The sequence below is a fragment of the Bradyrhizobium sp. 18BD genome, from assembly GCF_054185225.1.
On the sequence record NZ_JAVAYL010000012.1, the window covers coordinates 70,268 to 88,431 of the forward strand.

Below are 18,164 nucleotides of genomic sequence, written 5' to 3' on the forward strand. Positions count from 1 at the left end.
AACATTGAGGCCCGATGGATTCCGGGCTCGCGCCAAGTGGCGCGCCCCGGAATGACGGTGTGGCGGCGAACCTACCGCGGCAGATCCGTCTTCCCCATCAGGAACGTGTCGATCGACCGTGCACACAGCCGGCCTTCACGGATCGCCCACACCACCAGCGATTGCCCGCGGCGCATGTCGCCGGCCGTAAACACGTTCGGACGCGAGGTCTGGTAGTCGAGCGTGTTGGCCTTGACGTTGCCGCGCGGGTCGAGATCCACCGAGAGCAGCTTGAGCAGGCCCTCGTGCACGGGATGGACGAAGCCCATGGCGAGCAGGACGAGCTCGGCGTCGAGCTCGAACTCGGTGCCGGCGATCGGCTTGAACTTGTCGTCGACGCGGACGCAGTGCAGCTTCTTGACCTGTCCGTTCTCGCCCGTGAACTTCTGGGTCAGCACGGCGTATTCGCGGACCGCGCCTTCGGCCTGGCTGGAGGAGGTGCGCATCTTCAGCGGCCAGTTCGGCCACGTCAGGCCCTTGTTCTCGCGCTCCGGCGGGGCGGGCATGATCTCGAGCTGGGTCACCGACAGCGCGCCTTGGCGCAGCGAGGTGCCGATGCAGTCGGAGCCGGTGTCGCCGCCGCCGATGACGACGACATGCTTGCCGCCGGCCAGAATCTCTTGGACGCCGTTCAGCGGCTCGCTGGAGACACGGCGGTTCTGCTGCGGCAGGAAGTCCATGGCGTAGTGGATGCCCTGGAGATCGCGGCCGGGGATCGGCAGGTCGCGCGGGGCTTCCGCACCGCCGGTCAGTGCGATCGCGTCGTACTCGTTGAGCATCTCGCGCGGATCGACATTGCCGTCAGCGCCGACATGGCTGTTGTAGTGGAAGGTGACGCCTTCGCCTTCCATCTGCTTGACGCGGCGGTCGATGATGCCCTTCTCCATCTTGAAGTCGGGGATGCCGTAGCGGAGCAGGCCACCGGCCTTGGCGTACTTCTCGAACAGGTGCACGTCGTGGCCGGCGCGCGCGAGCTGCTGGGCGCAGGCCATGCCGGCCGGACCCGAGCCGATCACCGCGACCTTCTTGCCGGTCTTGACCGCTGCGACCTCAGGCTTCAGCCAGCCATTGTCCCAGGCGCGGTCGACGATCGCGCATTCGATCGTCTTGATGGTAACAGGGTTGTCGTCGATGTTGAGCGTGCAGGAGGCCTCGCACGGCGCAGGACAAATGCGGCCGGTGAACTCCGGGAAGTTGTTGGTCGAGTGCAGGTTGCGCGAGGCTTCTTCCCAATTGCCCTGATAGACGAGGTCGTTGAAATCGGGGATCTGGTTGTTGACCGGGCAGCCGGGCGTGCCGGGCGCGACCGAGCCGGTGCCGTGGCAATAGGGAATGCCGCAGTTCATGCAGCGCGCGGCCTGGTCGCGCGTTTCCTTCTCGCTCAAGGGAACGACGAACTCGTTGTAATGCTTCACGCGCTCGGCGACCGGGGTGTACTTGCGGTCGTGCCGTTCGATTTCGAGAAAACCCGTGATCTTGCCCATTAAACTCGAAGTCCCTGCCGCTTAAATTCGTTTTGTTTCTTCTCGTCGTCATTGCGAGGAGCTCGTGACAAAATTGCTAGGCAATTTTGCACTGTAGCGACGAAGCAATCCAGTCTGCATCAAGGAAGAAAGTCTGGATTGCTTCGCTTCGCTCGCAATGACGGGGTGTGATTGCCTTACGCCCCGATCGCGATTTTCGGCTCGGCGTCCGCATTCGCGACCATTTCGCGCAGCGCGCGCCGGTACTCGACCGGCATCACCTTGCGGAATTTGGGCAGCCAGTCCTTCCAATTGGCAAGGATGTCTGCGGCGCGCTTGGAGCCGGTCGCCTTGGCGTGGCGCGAGATCAGGACGTGCAGCCGCTCGACGTCGGAGTCGAGCAGGTTCTTGAACACGTCGACCCGGCCGTGCGCCTCGAGGTCACCGGCGTGGTTATAGGTGCCGGCGTTGATCAGCTCTTCCGATAGCACCGGCTCGAGCTCGACCATCGCCATGTTGCACAGCTTGTCGAAGTCGCCGGTCTCGTCGAGCACGTAGGCGATGCCGCCGGACATGCCGGCCGCGAAGTTGCGCCCGGTCTTGCCGAGCACCACCACGATGCCGCCGGTCATGTATTCGCAGCAATGATCGCCCGCGCCTTCGACGACGGCCACGGCACCCGAGTTACGAACGGCGAAACGCTCGCCGGCGATGCCGCGGAAGTAGCACTCGCCCTCGATCGCGCCGTACATCACGGTGTTGCCGACGATGATGCTCTCTTCCGGGACGATCGCGGAGTTCTTCGGCGGCTTGACGATGATCTTGCCGCCCGAGAGGCCCTTGCCGACATAGTCGTTGCCTTCACCCTCGAGCTCGAAGGTGACGCCATGGGCGAGCCACGCGCCGAAGGCCTGGCCCGCGGTGCCCTTGAGCCCGACATGGATGGTGTCGTGCGGCAGGCCGGCATGGCCATAGATCTTGGCGACCGCGCCCGACAGCATCGCACCTGCGGAGCGGTTGGTGCTGTTGATCGTGGCCTCGATCTTCACCGGCGCGCCGCGGTCGAGCGCAGGCTGCGCCTTCTCGATCAGCGTGCGGTCGAGCACCGCCTCCAGATGATGGTTCTGGCGTTCGGAGTGATAGATCTTCTGGCCCTTCTCTTCCTTCTGCTTGACGAACAGCTTCGAGAAATCGAGGCCCTTGGCCTTCCAGTGCGCGACCAGCTTGGTCTGGTCGAGCAGCTGAACCTGGCCGATCATCTCGTTGAAGGTCCTGAAGCCGAGCGAGGCCATGATCTCGCGGACTTCCTCCGCGACGAAGAAGAAGTAGTTGATCACGTGCTCGGGCTGGCCGGTGAAGCGCTTGCGCAGGACGGGATCTTGCGTGGCGACGCCGACCGGGCAGGTGTTGAGATGGCACTTGCGCATCATGATGCAGCCGGCCGCAATCAAGGGGGCGGTGGCGAAGCCGAACTCGTCGGCGCCGAGCAGTGCGCCGATCACGACGTCACGGCCGGTGCGGAAGCCGCCGTCGACCTGGACCACGATGCGGCTGCGCAGCCGCTCGCGCACCAGCGTCTGGTGGGTCTCGGCAAGGCCGATCTCCCAGGGCGAGCCGGCATGCTTGATCGAGGTCAGCGGCGAAGCGCCGGTGCCGCCCTCGAAGCCCGCGATGGTGACATGGTCGGCACGCGCCTTGGCGACGCCCGCGGCGACCGTGCCGACGCCGATCTCGGAGACGAGCTTGACCGACACGTCGCCCGTCGGGTTGACGTTCTTGAGGTCGTAGATGAGCTGCGCGAGGTCCTCGATCGAGTAGATGTCGTGGTGCGGCGGCGGCGAGATCAGGCCGACGCCCGGGGTCGAATGACGCACCTTGGCGATGGTCGCGTCGACCTTGTGGCCGGGCAGCTGGCCGCCTTCGCCGGGCTTGGCACCCTGCGCCATCTTGATCTGCATCATGTCGGAGTTGACGAGATACTCCGTGGTGACGCCGAAGCGGCCCGAGGCCACCTGCTTGATCGCCGAGCGCATGGAATCGCCGTTCGGCATCGGCTTGAAGCGGTCGGCTTCCTCGCCGCCTTCACCGGTGTTCGACTTGCCGCCGATCCGATTCATGGCGATCGCCAATGTCGTGTGTGCCTCGCGCGAGATCGAGCCGAAGCTCATCGCGCCGGTGGCGAAACGCTTGACGATGTCCTTGGCCGGCTCGACCTGGTCGAGCGGGACGGGCTTGCGCTTCTCCTCGTCGGCATTCTTGATCCGGAACAAGCCGCGCAGCGTCAGCAGGCGCTCGGACTGCTCGTTGAGGATCTTGGCGAAGGCGCGATAGCGCTCCAGCGAATTGCCGCGCGCGGCGTGCTGCAGCAGTCCGACCGATTCCGCGGTCCAGGCATGGTCCTCGCCGCGGCTGCGATAGGCATATTCGCCGCCGACATCGAGCGCGGTCTTGTAGACCTGCGCCTCGCCGAACGCATCCGCATGACGGCGCACGGCTTCTTCGGCGATCTCGGCAAGGCCGACGCCCTCAACGCGGGTGTGGGTGCCGGCGAAGAACTTCGTAACGAAGTCAGCCTTGAGGCCGACCGCGTCGAAGATCTGCGCGCCGCAATAGGACTGGTAGGTCGAGATGCCCATCTTGGACATCACCTTCAGCAGGCCCTTGCCGATCGACTTGATGTAGCGCTTGACGATCTCGTAGTCGTCGAGCGAGCCGGGCAGGCGGTCCTTCATCGCGACGATGGTTTCGAACGCGAGGTACGGATTGATCGCTTCGGCGCCGTAGCCGGCGAGGCAGGCGAAGTGATGCACTTCGCGCGGCTCACCGGATTCGACGACGAGGCCGACCGAGGTGCGCAGGCCAGTGCGGATCAGGTGATGATGCACGGCGGCGCAGGCCAGCAGCGACGGGATCGGAACCCGGTCGGTGCCGACCATGCGGTCGGACAGGATGATGATGTTGACGCCCTCGCGCACTGCGCTCTCGGCGCGCGCGCAGAGCTCGTCGAGCACCTGGTCCATGCCGGCTGCACCAAGACCGGCGTGGAAGGTGGTGTCCAGCGTGCGCGACTTGAAGTGCGACTCGGCGACCTCAGAGATCGAGCGGATCTTTTCGAGATCTGCGTCGGTCAGGATCGGCTGGCGCGCTTCGAGGCGCTTGGTGGTGGCAAGGCCCTGCAGGTCGAACAGGTTCGGCCGCGGTCCGATGATGGAGACGAGGCTCATCACCAGCTCCTCGCGGATCGGGTCGATCGGCGGGTTGGTGACCTGCGCGAAGTTCTGCTTGAAGTAGGTGAACAGCGGCTTGGCCTTGTCCGACAGCGCCGAGATCGGCGTGTCGTTGCCCATCGAGCCCGCGGCTTCCTCGCCGATGGCCGCCATCGGCGTCATCAGGATGGAGATGTCTTCCTGGCTGTAGCCGAACGCCTGCTGGCGATCGAGCAGCGACAGGTTCGAGCGCACGCCGGTGGTCGAAACCTTCGGCAGCTCTTCCAGCACGATCTGGGTCCGCTCCAGCCACTCCTTGTAGGGATGGCTCCGGGCGAGCTCGGCCTTGATCTCGTCGTCGGGAATGAGACGGCCCTGCTCGAGGTCGACCAGCAGCATCTTGCCGGGCTGCAGGCGCCACTTGGTGATGATCTGGTCCTCGGGGATCGTCAGCACGCCCATTTCGGACGCCATGACGATGCGGTCGTCCTTGGTCACGAGATAGCGCGCCGGCCGCAATCCGTTGCGGTCGAGCGTGGCGCCGATCTGGCGGCCGTCGGTGAAGGCGATGGCGGCGGGGCCGTCCCACGGCTCCATCAGCGCGGCGTGATATTCGTAGAAGGCGCGGCGCTTTTCATCCATCAGCGGATTGCCGGCCCACGCCTCCGGAATCATCATCATGACGGCGTGCGGCAGCGAGTAGCCGCCCTGCACCAGGAATTCGAGCGCGTTGTCGAAGCAGGCGGTGTCCGACTGACCTTCATAGGAGATCGGCCAGAGCCGGTTGATGTCCTTGCCGTAGAGCTCGGAGCTCACCGAGGCCTGGCGCGCCGCCATCCAGTTGGTGTTGCCGCGCAGCGTGTTGATCTCGCCGTTATGCGCGATCATGCGGTAGGGATGCGCCAGCGACCACGCCGGGAAGGTGTTGGTCGAGAAGCGCTGGTGAACCAGCGCGAGCGCGCTCTCGAAGTCCGCCTCGTGCAGATCGGGATAGTACTTGCCGAGCTGGTCGGCGAGGAACATGCCCTTGTAGATCACGGTGCGGCAGGACATCGAGCACGGGTAATAGCCGGCGCCGCCGCGGTCGCGGCGCTGGTAGATCGCCTGCGAGATCGACTTGCGCAGGATGTAGAGCCGGCGCTCGAACTCGTCCTCGGTCTTGGCGGTGCCGTTGCGGCCGATGAACACCTGCATGCAGGCAGGCTCGGTCGGCTTCACGGTGACGCCGAGCGAGGAATTGTCGGTCGGCACGTCGCGCCAGCCGAGCAGGGTGAGGCCCTCTTCCTTGATCTGGTCGGCGATGATGCTCTTGATGACGTTGCGCCAGGCGGTGTCGCGCGGCATGAACAGCGCGCCGATGGCGTATTCGCCCGGCGCGGGCAGCGCGAAGCCGAGCTCCTTGGCCTTGCGGGCGAAGAAGGGATGCGGGATCTGCACCAGGATGCCGGCGCCGTCACCGGCGCGCGGGTCGGCGCCGACGGCGCCGCGATGCTCGAGATTGCAGAGGATGCTCAGCGCGTCCGAGACGATCTCGTGCGACTTCTTGCCCTTGATGTTGGCGATGAAGCCGACGCCGCAGGAGTCTTTCTCCAGGCTCGGATCGTACAGACCTTCGGCCGGCGGGCGCGAATTGTGCTCCTGAATCGGATCGGTCGTTTTCGAGGCGACCGTCGCCGACAGCTCTTCTGCCACGATGTTTGCGCGCTCGAATTGCGACCCGTTCATTTTTCCAATCCTCTCCATGCGGCAAGCTGTCTCACCGCTCTCTTCGGCGCACCTTGGGCGTTCCGCGGCACCCGCCTCTGGGTCACCGCTCGTCCGCTGCGAGCCGCATTTTCTTAAATTCAGGCCTCGGCGTTCTTCGTCCCCGAGAACGGTTTGGCCTGTTGCCTTATGGTGCTCGAGAGCACCGACTTTCGTTGCAATCCCTATGCCGGAACCGCAAGCAAAATTGAGACAGCTTTCCTGTCCTAACAATCACCTTGCCAAATTTTTGTCTATCACACAAGCGCGCGGAAGTCCCGATTCCCGATAAGTCAATCAATCGCTTTCCGAAAGTTGCGCGGCCCGATTTTGAAGCAAACGTGCCCTGATCCGGCCCTGTGGACGCCGAAATCCCGAATGAAGCTTCGGATAGCCCCTTCGGAAGGCGCGCCACGCCGCAAGAAGCGAAAGAGCGCGAGCCATTCGGGGCCTGACAGGAGCGTCTCGACCATGAAGTTTTTCACAGGATGTGTAGCCGCCGCCACGCTGGCGCTGGCAGCGACCGCGGGACATGCGCAGGTTTTGGCTCAGGTTCCATCGGACGGTATTGCGGGAGGGGGCGTGATTGCGGTGTCGGATTTCGACGGACCCTACGCGCCGGGCGAAGCCGCGCCGCCACCGCCGCCGCGTTACGGCTACGGCTATGGCTATGAGGAGCGCGGCCCGGCTCCGGCGCTGCTGCCCTCGATCGAGGTCTATGCGGTGCTGCGCGACAACGGCTTCTCGCCGCTCGGCATCCCGCGCCTGCGCGGCGGCGTCTACACCATCGCGGTGATCGACCGCCGCGGCGATGATGGCCGGCTGGTGATCGATGCCCGCGACGGACGGATCATCCGCTTCGTGCCGAATGCGGATGCCTATGGCATGGCGCCTTCCTATGAGGAGCCCGCGGTTTCGCCCTATCGCCCGCAAAGCGCGCTGCCGCCGCCGACCATGGTTCGTGGCGGCCCGCCGCGTCCGCCGGCGCCGATCCCGCATGTCGCCAGCCGCACCGTGCCGCTGCCGAAGGCGCCTCCGCATCGCGCCGAGACTCCGGTCGCTGCGGTGAAGCCGGCCGAGCCCAAAACGCAGCAGGCTCCGCAGCAGGCCCAGGCGCCGCAGGTTCAGCCCGCGCAGCAGACCGCCGCCGTGCAGGCCAAGCCGGCGGAGGCCGCGCCGCAAGCCGCCGCTCCGACCGTCAGCCAGGCCAAGCCGGCCGCCGCGATCCTGCCGACGCAGGAGATGCCGGCCGCGCAGGGGCTGGATTAGACCCGAGCAAAACAAAAAAGCGCCCGATGACGTCGGGCGCTTTTGCGTTGTCGCGATGGAGCCCTAGCTCCGCGGATACCCCGCAGCGTCCAGGATCAGCTTCGCCACCTCCTTCGGATGCGATACCAGCGAGAGGTGGCCGGCATCGAGCTCGATCGTGGTGGCGTTCATGCGCTTGGCGAGGAAGCGCTCGAAATCGGGATTGATGGTGCCGTCGTTCTTCGACACCGCATACCAGCTCGGCTTCGAATGCCACGCAGCCTCAGTGGTCCGGCCGGCGAAGATCGAGGCGGCCGTCGGCCATTGCACCGCGTAGAGCTCCTTCGCCTGCTCCGGCTTCACGCCATTGGCAAAATACTTCAGGAACGCGTCTTCCGAGAGCTTTGTGTAGCCGTCGCGCTCGACGATGCCGGCGCGCGCCGGTCCTGCCGGAAACTGCTTCGACAGCGCAACGAAATCCTCACTCGCGTCGGGCGCGCGTGCGGCGATGTAGACGAGGCCGGTGACCTTCGGATCGGTGCCGACCTGGCTGATCACGGTGCCGCCCCAGGAATGCGCGACCAGCACGGTCGGTCCGTCCTGCTCGGCCAATGCGCGTTTGGTCGCTTCGACCGAGTCCGCAAGCGACGATAGCGGATTCTGCACGGCCGTCACATGAAGGCCCGCGGCCTGCAGGATCGGGATCACCTCCGACCAGCTCGAGCCGTCGGCCCAGGCGCCGTGCACCAGCACGACGTTGGTCGCCTTCACGGTCTGCGGGGTCTGCGCGTGGGCAAGGCTGATAGGAGCCGCCAGCAGGCTCGCGGCGACGAAAAGGCTGCGCCAAAGTGACATGATCGTTCTCCGTCTCGTTTTGGGTTCGATGTCCAAAGGACGAAGCGCGAGGCTACGGCGTTACGCGTTCACCACTCTGTGATGCAGCGCAAAAAACGCCCCGGGGCACCGGGGCGTTTTCGCAAACCTGGAAGTTGCAAATCTGGAAGTGGCTTGTCTTAGGCGGCTTGTGCGGCCGAATTCTCGATCACCTGCGCCTTGGGCGTACCGGCGTTGATCGCGATCTGGCGCGGCTTCTTGGCTTCGGGAATCTCGCGGACGAGGTCGACGTGAAGCAGCCCGTTCTCGAGCGAGGCGTCCTTCACCTGCACGAAGTCGGCAAGCTGGAAGGCGCGCTCGAAGGCGCGGGCGGCGATGCCGCGATAGAGCACTTCGGATTTCGAGTTCTCGTTGGCGACTTTCTCGCCCTTGATCGTCAGCGTGTTTTCCTTCGCGACGATGGAGAGCTCATCCTTGGCAAAGCCCGAGACCGCAACGGTGATGCGGTAGGCGTTCTCGCCGGTGCGCTCGATGTTGTAGGGGGGATAACCGGGGCTGCCGTCAGAGCCGGCCTGGTCGAGCAGGTTGAAGAGGCGGTCGAAGCCGACGGTGGAACGATAGAACGGGGTGAGATCGTAAGTACGCATGGTCTAGTCCTCCAATGAGCGACTGTTTCGGTAACCCGCCCGCCAATCGGGCCGGGCTTTAGTCTGTGTGCAGCCTGATGTTCCGGTTCCGAAACACTGGTAGCGGCCTGCACTGAGGTGATATGGGTGAGTCCAGACGGCGTTCAAGAGGGCGGCACTAGCGCCTTTTCGGCGCTCCCGCCCCTTGATTTGCAGCACTTGAGTACAGCACTTGGCGCCCAAGCACTCCCAATCATGACGCTGGTCTCGATTCCGTCCAACCCCGTTCCCGAAGACGTCGTCAGCGGCATCATCAAGACACCTGACGGCGCCGAGCTTCGTTTTGCGCGCTGGGCGCCGCCGGCCAACCGCAAGGGCACAGTCTGCGTCTTCTCCGGGCGCAGCGAGCAGATCGAGAAATATTTCGAGACCGTGCGCGACCTGCGCGACCGCGGCTTTGCGGTGGCGATGATCGACTGGCGCGGGCAGGGCCACTCCTCGCGTCGCCTGCGCGATCCTCGCAAGGGCTATGTGCGCGACTTCTCCGATTTCGAGATCGACGTCGAGACCTTCGTGCAGCAGGTGGTGCTGCCGGATTGCCCGCCGCCCTTCTTCGCGCTGGCCCACTCCATGGGCGGCACGGTGATGCTGCGTGTGGCGCATGCCGGCAAGCGCTGGTTCGATCGCATGGTGCTGTCGGCGCCGATGATCGACCTGCCCGGCCGCACGACCGCGTGGCCGGCGCGAACGCTGCTGAAGACGATGCGCCTGATGGGAATGGGCGGCCGCTATGTGCCCGGGGGCAGCGACCGCATCACCGGGCTCGACCCCTTCATCAACAATCCCGTGACCAGCGATCCCGTCCGTTATGCGCGCAATGCCGCGATCCTGGAGGAGGACCCGACGCTCGGGCTAGCATCACCGACGGTCGCCTGGGCCGACACCGCCTTCCGCGCCATGCACACCTTCAGGGGGATGAACTACCCCTCCGAGATCCGCCAGCCGATCCTGATGCTGGCGGCCTCCAACGATACCGTGGTCTCGACCGCGGCGATCGAGGAGTTTGCCTATCATTTGCGCGCCGGCTCCCACCTCGTGATCGCCGGGGCCAAGCACGAGATCCTCCAGGAGCAGGACCGCTACCGCTCCCAGTTCTGGGCCGCCTTCGACGCCTTCGTCCCGGGCACGCCGCTGTTCAAGTGAGGGGCTCCGCAGCGGCGCTGAGAGCTGGACACGCGAAGTCTCCTCATTCTCCGTCATTGCGAGGAGCGAAGCGACGAAGCAATCCAGACGGCCTCCGCAGAGACAGCCTGGATTGCTTCGCGGAGCCTGTCATCGGGCCGCGCTTCGCGCGGACCCGTTGGCTCGCAATGACGGCGTGGATGCATTCCGACGCCTCCCCGCAAGTGCGGAGAGGTGACCCGGCAGCTCACAGCGTCTTCAGATACTCGATCAGATCGTAGCGCTCCTGCTCCTTGAGCACGCGGCCGATGGTGCCGTCCTTGCCGGGGCCCGGCGTGCCGTCGAAGGAGTGGCCGGCATTGCTGTTGCCGTACAGATCGGTGCCATCGGACGCGCGCGTCGAGAAGCGCGACTGCCCGGTCTTGCAGCTCTCGCCGTCGGCGACCGCAAAGCCCACCTGCTTCGGATCGTAGTCGCGACCACCACCCATGCAGAACGATTTGGGGCGCTCGGCCGCGGGGCTCAGCATCCAATAGAGCGAGGGCACCGATCCGTTGTGCAGGTAAGGCGCGGTGGCCCAGACGCCGTTGAGCGGTCGGGCGCGATACCAGGGCGCCGGCTCATTCTTCTCGGCCGGCTGCGGCCCGGGATTGGGGCAGTTCTTGCGCTTGCCCCACCAGGCCTGCTGAACCTTCGGCTCGATCTTGGCATCGTCCATCGCCTTGCGGCTGACGATGTCGACGAGCACCATCAGGCCGACCGAGTACGGCATGTCGGTCGACGAAATATCCTTCAGTTTGCAGTCCCACCAGGCATTGAGATTCTGCGTGGGGTCGAGCTTGAGGAAGCCCGGCACCTGAACCGTTCGCGTCGCCAGCACACTGGCCTGGGCGGGATCGGTCCCCATGCCCTTGGCGCTCTTCTGCACCTCGTTCAGGAATTTGTCGTCGCCGATGGTTTCCCACCGTGACGAGGACCAGATGCTCTGCTGCGGAAATTCGGCGTCGAATTTGGCATCGTTGACCGGACCGAGATGGCATTCGGCGCAGATCTCCGCATAGAGCTTGCGGCCGCGTTGGACGCGTTCGTCATCGATCTTCCAGGCGGCATCGCCGAAGATGTCCGACGGCCATTTCGGCGATGTCAGTCCGGAGAGCTGCTTCTTCGGATAGGGCGCCTGCCCCTTCAGCAGATCCTCGATCCAGTTCAGGTTCTTGATGTCCATCGACGAGCGGAACAGCGTGTCCTTGGGCGCATTGTCGGACAGGTTGAGCAGCGCGGTCACGCCCAGCGCTTCGCCGGCGTTGCGGATCAGCGGCTGTTCGATCGACGCGTCATATTGCGCGTATTTGAGCCAGGGCACGGTCCAGATCGGCGGGAAGCTGACCGGCGCGTCCTTGGCGTGCAGGTTCTTCTCGAAGCCGCTGAGGCCGCTGAGCGCCATGTCCTGCGAGAAGACCTGGTTGCCGATGCGGTTGAGCGCGTCGAGACGACCATAACCTTCCTCGGTGTCCTGCTGCGGCTCTTTCTGCTGCGTCTTCTCGTTGAGCCTCGTCTTGCCTGCGATGGTCTTGTCGTAGGTCGTTTCCCAGTCTTTCAGGAATGTGCCGATCGCACTCAACTTCTGCTTCAGCGCATCGCGATCCGCATCGCTGGCGGAGGGGCCGAGCACGCGGTCGGCGAAGCGCGTGAAGCGGCCCGGCACGATGAGCGTGTAGGCGATCGACAGGCCGGTCGTGACCTCGAGCTTCCTGAGGTCGGTCATCGCCGGGCCGCCGTCGAAGCGGATGTCGATGCCTTTGTAATGGATCTGGCCGGTGTGGCAGGCGGCGCAGGTCAGGCCGATCCGGTCCTCGCCGACCTTGCCGGTCGCGGGATCGGGCACGCCGGTCATGCGCGCAAAGCCGACGGGCAGGCCGTCGACGTTCTCGGCCTGGGCACCCCAATTGACCGGCGGGTCCCAAAGCCGCGCCGGCGCCGGCTTCGTCGTGTCGTAGACGTTGGCATAGCCGAACCGGCGCAGCGTGGCGTCGTCGGTGTTGATCGTCTGCGGGCTCGGGATGAAGCCGAAGCGCTGCAGATGGTCGCTGTCATGCAGCATCCCGGGCTTGGCGAAGAAATGCAGCCGCGGCTGCTCGAGCGCCATGAACCAGGCATAGGGCACCGGGAAGGTCGCGGTGCCCTGGCTGGCGTGATGAAACCAGTGCCGGTCCTCCAGCGCCCAGTTCTGCTCGAGCCAGTATGCGGCCCGCGGTTCGACAAGCTTCGGCAGTGGCGGCGCCACGAGCTGGCCGATGAGGTTGGGCAGCATCGGCTGGAACTGATCGGGAAAGCGCAGCGCCACGACGCCAAAGATGAAGAGCGCGGCGGCGAGTCCGCCGATAGTGCGCAAGAGCAGCGAGGGCGGGGTGACCGGCTGGGCGACGACCCGCTGGGTGACCCTGTCGGGGAAGTTGCGCTCGTTGAACAATGTCCTCACCTCGGCCACGCTGAGATAGCGGTCGTCACCCTCACCCTTGCCCATGATCCTGAGCAGGATCGGCCATTCGAACTTCATCAGGAGCGGGTAGTACCAGCGCGCCTGATTGCCGGCGCGCTTGAGATTGTCCTTCATGAAGGTCTGGATCTGCGAGGCGTTGAGCCCGGTCTCGCTGCCACCATCGGGATCGGCATAGGTGCTGCCGAAACTGGCGAGCCGCGCGATCTCGTCCTCATTGACGTGGCCGTCGACGCCGAGGATGCGCGAGCCGGCGCCGAGCTTGTCGAGCGGGCCGCCGCGCAAGCCATCGAGCTGCGCGCCCCAGAAGATGCTTTGCAGGATGTGACAGGCGCCATTGGCGATCAGCGCGACGCCGCGGACCTGGATGCGGGCCGAGGTCTTCTTCAGCCCGGTCTCGCCGCTTGCATTGGCGATGGTCTGCGACACCGTCCGGAGCGGCACGGTGCCGCCATCGAGGAAACCTTCGCCGACGAGGCCGCGCAGGAAGGGACAGGGATTGTTCGGTGAGACCTGGATCGAGGGGTCGAATGGCGGCTTCGGAGCGGGGTGATGCATGGCCCAAATCCTGAAAACGGCGAATCGCAAAAAAACGGACGCGCCGATCAAGCGCGGAAAGTCCTAACAAAACGGCAGCAGGTTATACTACTTCAGCGTGTAACGAAGTGTGGCTGAATTCACTGCCGTGTCAATAAAAGCCGGCGCAATGTCGTGGGAAACTGACAGGAGACTGCCGGCCGCGGAGGGGCCCGCGGCCCGCGCTCAGGATTCGGCGGCGCGTTTGAGGTCGCCCTGGACCAGGGTCAGCTTGCCGAGCGGCACGCCCGCCTTCAGCAGGCCCTCGCGGTAATGCGCGAGGTCCTCGGGCCGCTTCCAGTGAAAATTGCGCAGATGGCGGTCGACGTTCAGGGTCGGGTAGTTGCCCATGAGCACGACGGTGGCCTCGCTCGCTTCGCCGGTCCGTCCCAATTGCGCCAGCGCCGCGGCGCGGATCGCCAGCGCCTGCATGTGGTTCGGGTTGATGTAGAGCTGCTCGCGGGCCCATGACAGCGTCGCGTCATACTGTCTCAGGAGATAATGGCTGAAGGCGTTCAGCGCGGCCCATTGATAGCGCGGGTCGCTGTTGTCGCGTTGCGCGGCCATCGAGAACAGCTCGATCGCCTGGCGGTGCTCGCCGATCATGAAATGGCAGATGCCGAGCACGCCGCGGGCGCCATTGTCATAAGGGTTGAGCGCGACCGCGCGCTTGGCGGCGTCCATTGCCGCCTCGTGATGACCCTCCAACGCGTGCGCCCAGGTCAGGATCGAGAACGCAAAGGAGGAGCGCGGGTCGAGCCGGACGCTGGTTTCGGCCAAGGTCATTGCCTCGGCCCACATCTCGCGCGTGCCCTTGACCCAGCCGAACTGGATGCTCTGGATCTGGATCGTGGCGAGATAGGCGTGCGCGATCGACAGTTTGGGATCGAGCGCGATTGCTTCGCGGAACAGGCTGACGGCTGTGCCAAGATCCTCCTTGGTCTGCCGGTAATAATGCGACAGGCCTTTCAGGAAGCGGTCCCAGGCGCTGACGTCGGTCGAGAGCCGGGCCGGCGCCGAGGCCTCGGCACGGACGATCTCGGTGGCGATGGCGGCGGAGAGATTGGTGGTGATCTCGTCCTGCATCGCAAAGAGATCGCCGATGTCGCGGTCGTAGCGCCCGGTCCAGAGCTGCTCGCCGGTCTCCGGCGCGATCAGTTCGGCAGTGACGCGGATCTTGGCGCCGGCGCGCCGCACCGAACCCTGGATCAGATAGGTGGCATCGATCTCGCGTGCGATCAGGCGCGTGCTGGTGTTCTTGCCCTTGAAGGCGAACGTCGAGTTGCGGCTCAGCACCCGATAGAAGGATTGCAGCGAGAGTGCGTGGATCAAATCCTCGGTGAGGCCATCGGAGAAATATTCGTCCTGGGCGTCGCTGAGATTGGCAAAGGGCAGCACGCCGACGATGGCGGTGCGGTACTGCTGCGAGAGGGCGGAAGCCTCCCGCAGCTCGGGGGCGAGCGCGGGCGCGCCCTCGGGCATCCAGGTCCAAACCCCGACCGCATCCTTGATGTTCTTGAAGCGATGGTTGCCGGCATCGGTCAGCAAGACGGAAACATGCTTGCTGGCCTCGCGATAGGCCTTGGCCGAGATGGCGAAGCCGCCGGGGCTCGACACGGATTCGAGGCGGACGGCAATGTTGACATCGTCACCGAAGACCTCGTCCTCGTCGGCGATGACATCACCCATGTGGATGCCGAGCCGGAACTGCATCGCGCGCTCGGCGGGCAGATGGTGGTTGCGCTCCGCCATCAGCGTCTGCATCGCGATCGCCGCCTCGGTGGCGCCGACGATCGAGGCGAACTCCAGCAAAAAGCCGTCGCCGGTGTTCTTCACCACCCGGCCGCCGTGATTGAGGATGATCGGATGAATCGCGCTGCGATGGGCCTTGAAGGCGGCATGGGTGCCGGCCTCGTCGCTGCCCATCATGCGCGAATAGCCGGCGACATCGGCGCAGACAATGGCGGCCAGACGTCTTTCCATAGCCCCGGAGCTCCAAGGGATCGGAGACCAGCCACGGCGTGGCAGTCGCCTCGAATCCCGCATTTCAAGAACCCTGCCTTTATAGAGCAGATGTGGCCGAGCGATAGTATGAACCGCATTGCAAATTCGACGTAAATTTGACGCACACCGGCGGTGGACGGAGAGGAGCGAACCGACTATGCCCGACTTCCAAGGCCGTAAGGCGGGCCGGGCGGGGGATTTCACATGCTGGGCATTCACGAGATCTGGCTCTTCATCCTGGCGGGCATATTGCTCAACATCACGCCTGGCCCGGATACCGTCTATGTGATCGGCCGCAGCATGCAGATGGGCTGGCGGGGCGGCGCAGCGGCTGCGCTTGGCATCAGCTGCGGCTGCTTTTTCCATGTTGCGGGCGCCGCGATCGGCCTTTCGGCGTTGCTGATGGCCTCGTCCACTGCGTTTTCGATCCTGAAGCTGGTCGGCGCGGCCTATCTCATCGTCACCGGGCTTCAGATGCTGTGGTCGCGCCCGGCGCTGGCGTCCGCCATGGACGAGCCGGCGCGGAGCTCGCTGCGACGGGTGTTCCTCCAGGGCGTCTTCACCAACGCGCTCAATCCCAAGGTCGCGCTGTTCTTCCTGGCCTTCCTGCCGCAATTCGTCGCAGCCGACTCCGCCCACAAGCCGCTCGCCTTCCTGACGCTCGGCCTGATCTTCATCTCGACGGGAACGCTGTGGTGCCTGGTGCTGGCCGCTTTCGCCGCCAGGGCCGCGCACCGGCTGCGGAGCTCCGAAGGCGCGATCGCCTGGGTCAACCGCACGCTCGGCGGCCTCTTTATCTATCTCGGCATCCGCGTCGCCATGCTGGAGACGCGGTAACGCATCCGAACGGATGATGCGGGCGATCTGCCCTCAGACGAACTCTTTCGCCAGCGCGCTGCCGGCCAGATAAAGACCGAGGAAAATCATCGTGACCAGGAACCAGCGGCGGAACGCTTCCGCCGGCATCCGCGCCCGCACCGACTGGCCGATGAACATGCCGGCAAAGGCCATCGCCATGCCCACGGCGCCCGGCACGGCATTGGCCGGCGTCAGCAATCCACCGGCGGTGAGGTTGAAGGCGAGCGCCAATGTCGCCGTCGTGAAGAACACGCCAAGCGCCTGCACCAGCTCGTCCTTCTCCATGCCGATCGCCTGCATGAACGGCATCGAGGGGATCACCTGCACGCCGGTCGAGGCCGAGATCATTCCGGTGATCACGCCGACCACGCCGCCGACCCATTTCTCATTCCCCGGCGCGACGTGGAACTTGAATTTGCTGAGGCCGACGATGGCGTAGATCACCAGCAGGATGCCGAGCACGACGGTGCCGTAGCGCGCATACGGGCCGCTCAGCGCGCCGGCATTGAGCCAGCAGCCGATCACGGTGCCGATCATCAGCGGCCACAGCCGCCGCAGGATGTCGCGCAGATAGGGTCCGGCAAAAGTCTGCCAGATGTTGGTGACGATGGCGGGCACGATCACGATGGCGATGGCGCGGCTCGGCGCCATGCCGACGGCGAGCAGTCCCATGGACACGGTCGGCAGGCCGAGCCCGACGACGCCTTTGACGAATCCGGCAATCAGGAAGACGGCGGCGATGAGGATGAGAAGCGGGTCGATCATGTCGGCACATTGACCGAAGCGGCGCGCCGGCACAATCTGAAGGTTACGGAGATAGCCTTCGTCAGCTACGAAGGCTATCGCATGATCCGGACCCGAAGGGCCGCGTTAGCGCAAAGTGCGCGGCGGTTTTCCGACGAGATCATGCTCCAATAAGAAGGAGGACCTGTCATGCGTTTCGACCTCGTCGACCTCCAGCTCTTCATCGCGGTCGCGGACCAGCGCAGCATCACGCGCGGCGCCGAACGCTCGAATCTCGCTTTGGCCTCCGCCAGCGCGCGCATCAAAGGGCTCGAGGATGCGCTCGGCGTCGCGCTGCTCAAGCGCGGGCGCCGCGGCGTCGAATTGACCGCGGCCGGCGAGAGCCTGCTCGATCATGCGCGGGTGGTCATTCACCAGATCGATGCCATGCGCGGCGATCTCGCGGGGTTTGCCAGCGGCGTGCGCGCGAGCGTGCATTTTCTCGTCAACACCTCGGGGCTGTCGGAGCATCTGCCGAAGGCGCTGGCCGGATTCCTGCACGAGCACCGCGATATCGCTGTCGACATCGAGGAGCGCGAGAGCACCGATATCGCGGCAGCGATCACGGCCGGCGCCGCCGATCTCGGCTTCGCCGCCGAGCACGCGCTGCCCGATCATATCGAGCGCTTCGTCTTCAGCGAGGATCATTTGACATTGGTGACGTCGCGGCGCGGCCCGTTCGCGGGCCGCCGCCAGATCGATTTCCAGGAGACGGGCGCTTACGACTTCGTCGGGCTCACCAGCGCGACCGCGCTTCAAATGCACATTTCAAAGCATGCCGCCCGGCTCGGCATGCGCCCCCACTATCGGGCGCGGATGCGCGACTTCGACGCGATCTGCCAGATGGTCGCGGCCGACGTCGGCATCGCCCTGGTGCCGATCTCCGCCGCCCGCCGCTGCGCCAAGCTGATGCCGCTCGCGATGGTCCGCCTGCGCGATGCCTGGGCCAACCGTAAGCTCGTGATCTGCGCGCGCAGTTTTAAAACGCTGCCGCGCCCGGCCAAGATGCTGGTGGAGCACTTAAGGGCGGAGGCGGTGTGAGCGTGCTGATGCGAGCCGACGCTCTAGCCGCGCACTCAACTGCGCTCCGTCCCCCTTCCCCGCA

At 65.1% G+C, this 18,164-nt stretch carries 11 protein-coding genes; 4 read left to right on the forward strand and 7 right to left on the reverse strand.

All coding sequences use genetic code 11. The annotated features are described in order from the left end of the window. Nucleotides 1-71: 71 nt before the first annotated feature. Together RAD16_RS22010 and gltB are read right to left on the reverse strand one after the other, a co-directional pair. On the reverse strand, nt 72-1,523 hold the full coding sequence (locus tag RAD16_RS22010; RefSeq protein ID WP_458159957.1) for a glutamate synthase subunit beta: 1,452 nt from the start codon (nt 1,521-1,523) through the stop codon (nt 72-74). Nucleotides 1,524-1,699: 176 nt separating this feature from the next. After that, a complete protein-coding gene (gene gltB, locus RAD16_RS22015) occupies nt 1,700-6,433 on the reverse strand; it encodes a glutamate synthase large subunit (RefSeq protein WP_458159958.1) in 4,734 nt (1,577 codons plus the stop codon). Nucleotides 6,434-6,922: 489 nt separating this feature from the next. Here gltB and RAD16_RS22020 point away from each other — a divergent pair, with 489 nt between their 5' ends. Continuing rightward, entirely contained in the window at nt 6,923-7,720 is a 798-nt protein-coding gene (locus RAD16_RS22020) for a hypothetical protein (RefSeq protein WP_458159959.1), read from the forward strand. A gap of 63 nt (nt 7,721-7,783) precedes the next feature. Here RAD16_RS22020 and RAD16_RS22025 read toward each other — a convergent pair whose 3' ends face one another. Then, nucleotides 7,784-8,554 (reverse strand): alpha/beta fold hydrolase, encoded by a 771-nt coding sequence (locus RAD16_RS22025; protein ID WP_458159960.1) that lies wholly within the window; start codon nt 8,552-8,554, stop codon nt 7,784-7,786. Between the two features lie 158 nt (nt 8,555-8,712). Continuing rightward, nucleotides 8,713-9,180: an Hsp20 family protein gene (locus RAD16_RS22030; RefSeq protein ID WP_458159961.1), complete on the reverse strand. Its 468-nt coding sequence runs from the start codon at nt 9,178-9,180 to the stop codon at nt 8,713-8,715. Between the two features lie 234 nt (nt 9,181-9,414). On the opposite strand from RAD16_RS22030, the gene RAD16_RS22035 reads away from it, so the two are divergent. Further along, the gene (locus tag RAD16_RS22035) at nt 9,415-10,362 is read left to right on the forward strand and encodes an alpha/beta fold hydrolase (RefSeq protein WP_458159962.1); all 948 of its coding nucleotides are present in this window, start codon (nt 9,415-9,417) and stop codon (nt 10,360-10,362) included. A gap of 226 nt (nt 10,363-10,588) precedes the next feature. Here RAD16_RS22035 and RAD16_RS22040 read toward each other — a convergent pair whose 3' ends face one another. Next, complete coding sequence (locus RAD16_RS22040) at nt 10,589-13,396, reverse strand: di-heme-cytochrome C peroxidase (RefSeq protein WP_458159963.1); 2,808 nt, start codon at nt 13,394-13,396, stop codon at nt 10,589-10,591. A gap of 204 nt (nt 13,397-13,600) precedes the next feature. Continuing rightward, the gene (locus RAD16_RS22045; RefSeq protein WP_458159964.1) at nt 13,601-15,397 is read right to left on the reverse strand and encodes an adenylate/guanylate cyclase domain-containing protein; all 1,797 of its coding nucleotides are present in this window, start codon (nt 15,395-15,397) and stop codon (nt 13,601-13,603) included. Nucleotides 15,398-15,622: 225 nt separating this feature from the next. On the opposite strand from RAD16_RS22045, the gene RAD16_RS22050 reads away from it, so the two are divergent. Next, on the forward strand, nt 15,623-16,255 hold the full coding sequence (locus RAD16_RS22050; RefSeq protein ID WP_458159965.1) for a LysE family translocator: 633 nt from the start codon (nt 15,623-15,625) through the stop codon (nt 16,253-16,255). Nucleotides 16,256-16,288: 33 nt separating this feature from the next. On the opposite strand, the gene RAD16_RS22055 is transcribed toward RAD16_RS22050, so the two are convergent. Then, complete coding sequence (locus tag RAD16_RS22055; protein WP_458159966.1) at nt 16,289-17,041, reverse strand: sulfite exporter TauE/SafE family protein; 753 nt, start codon at nt 17,039-17,041, stop codon at nt 16,289-16,291. A 168-nt stretch (nt 17,042-17,209) separates the two neighbouring features. Here RAD16_RS22055 and RAD16_RS22060 point away from each other — a divergent pair, with 168 nt between their 5' ends. Then, nucleotides 17,210-18,100, forward strand: a complete 891-nt coding sequence (locus RAD16_RS22060; RefSeq protein WP_458159967.1) for a LysR substrate-binding domain-containing protein — start codon at nt 17,210-17,212, stop codon at nt 18,098-18,100. Nucleotides 18,101-18,164 lie beyond the last annotated feature (64 nt).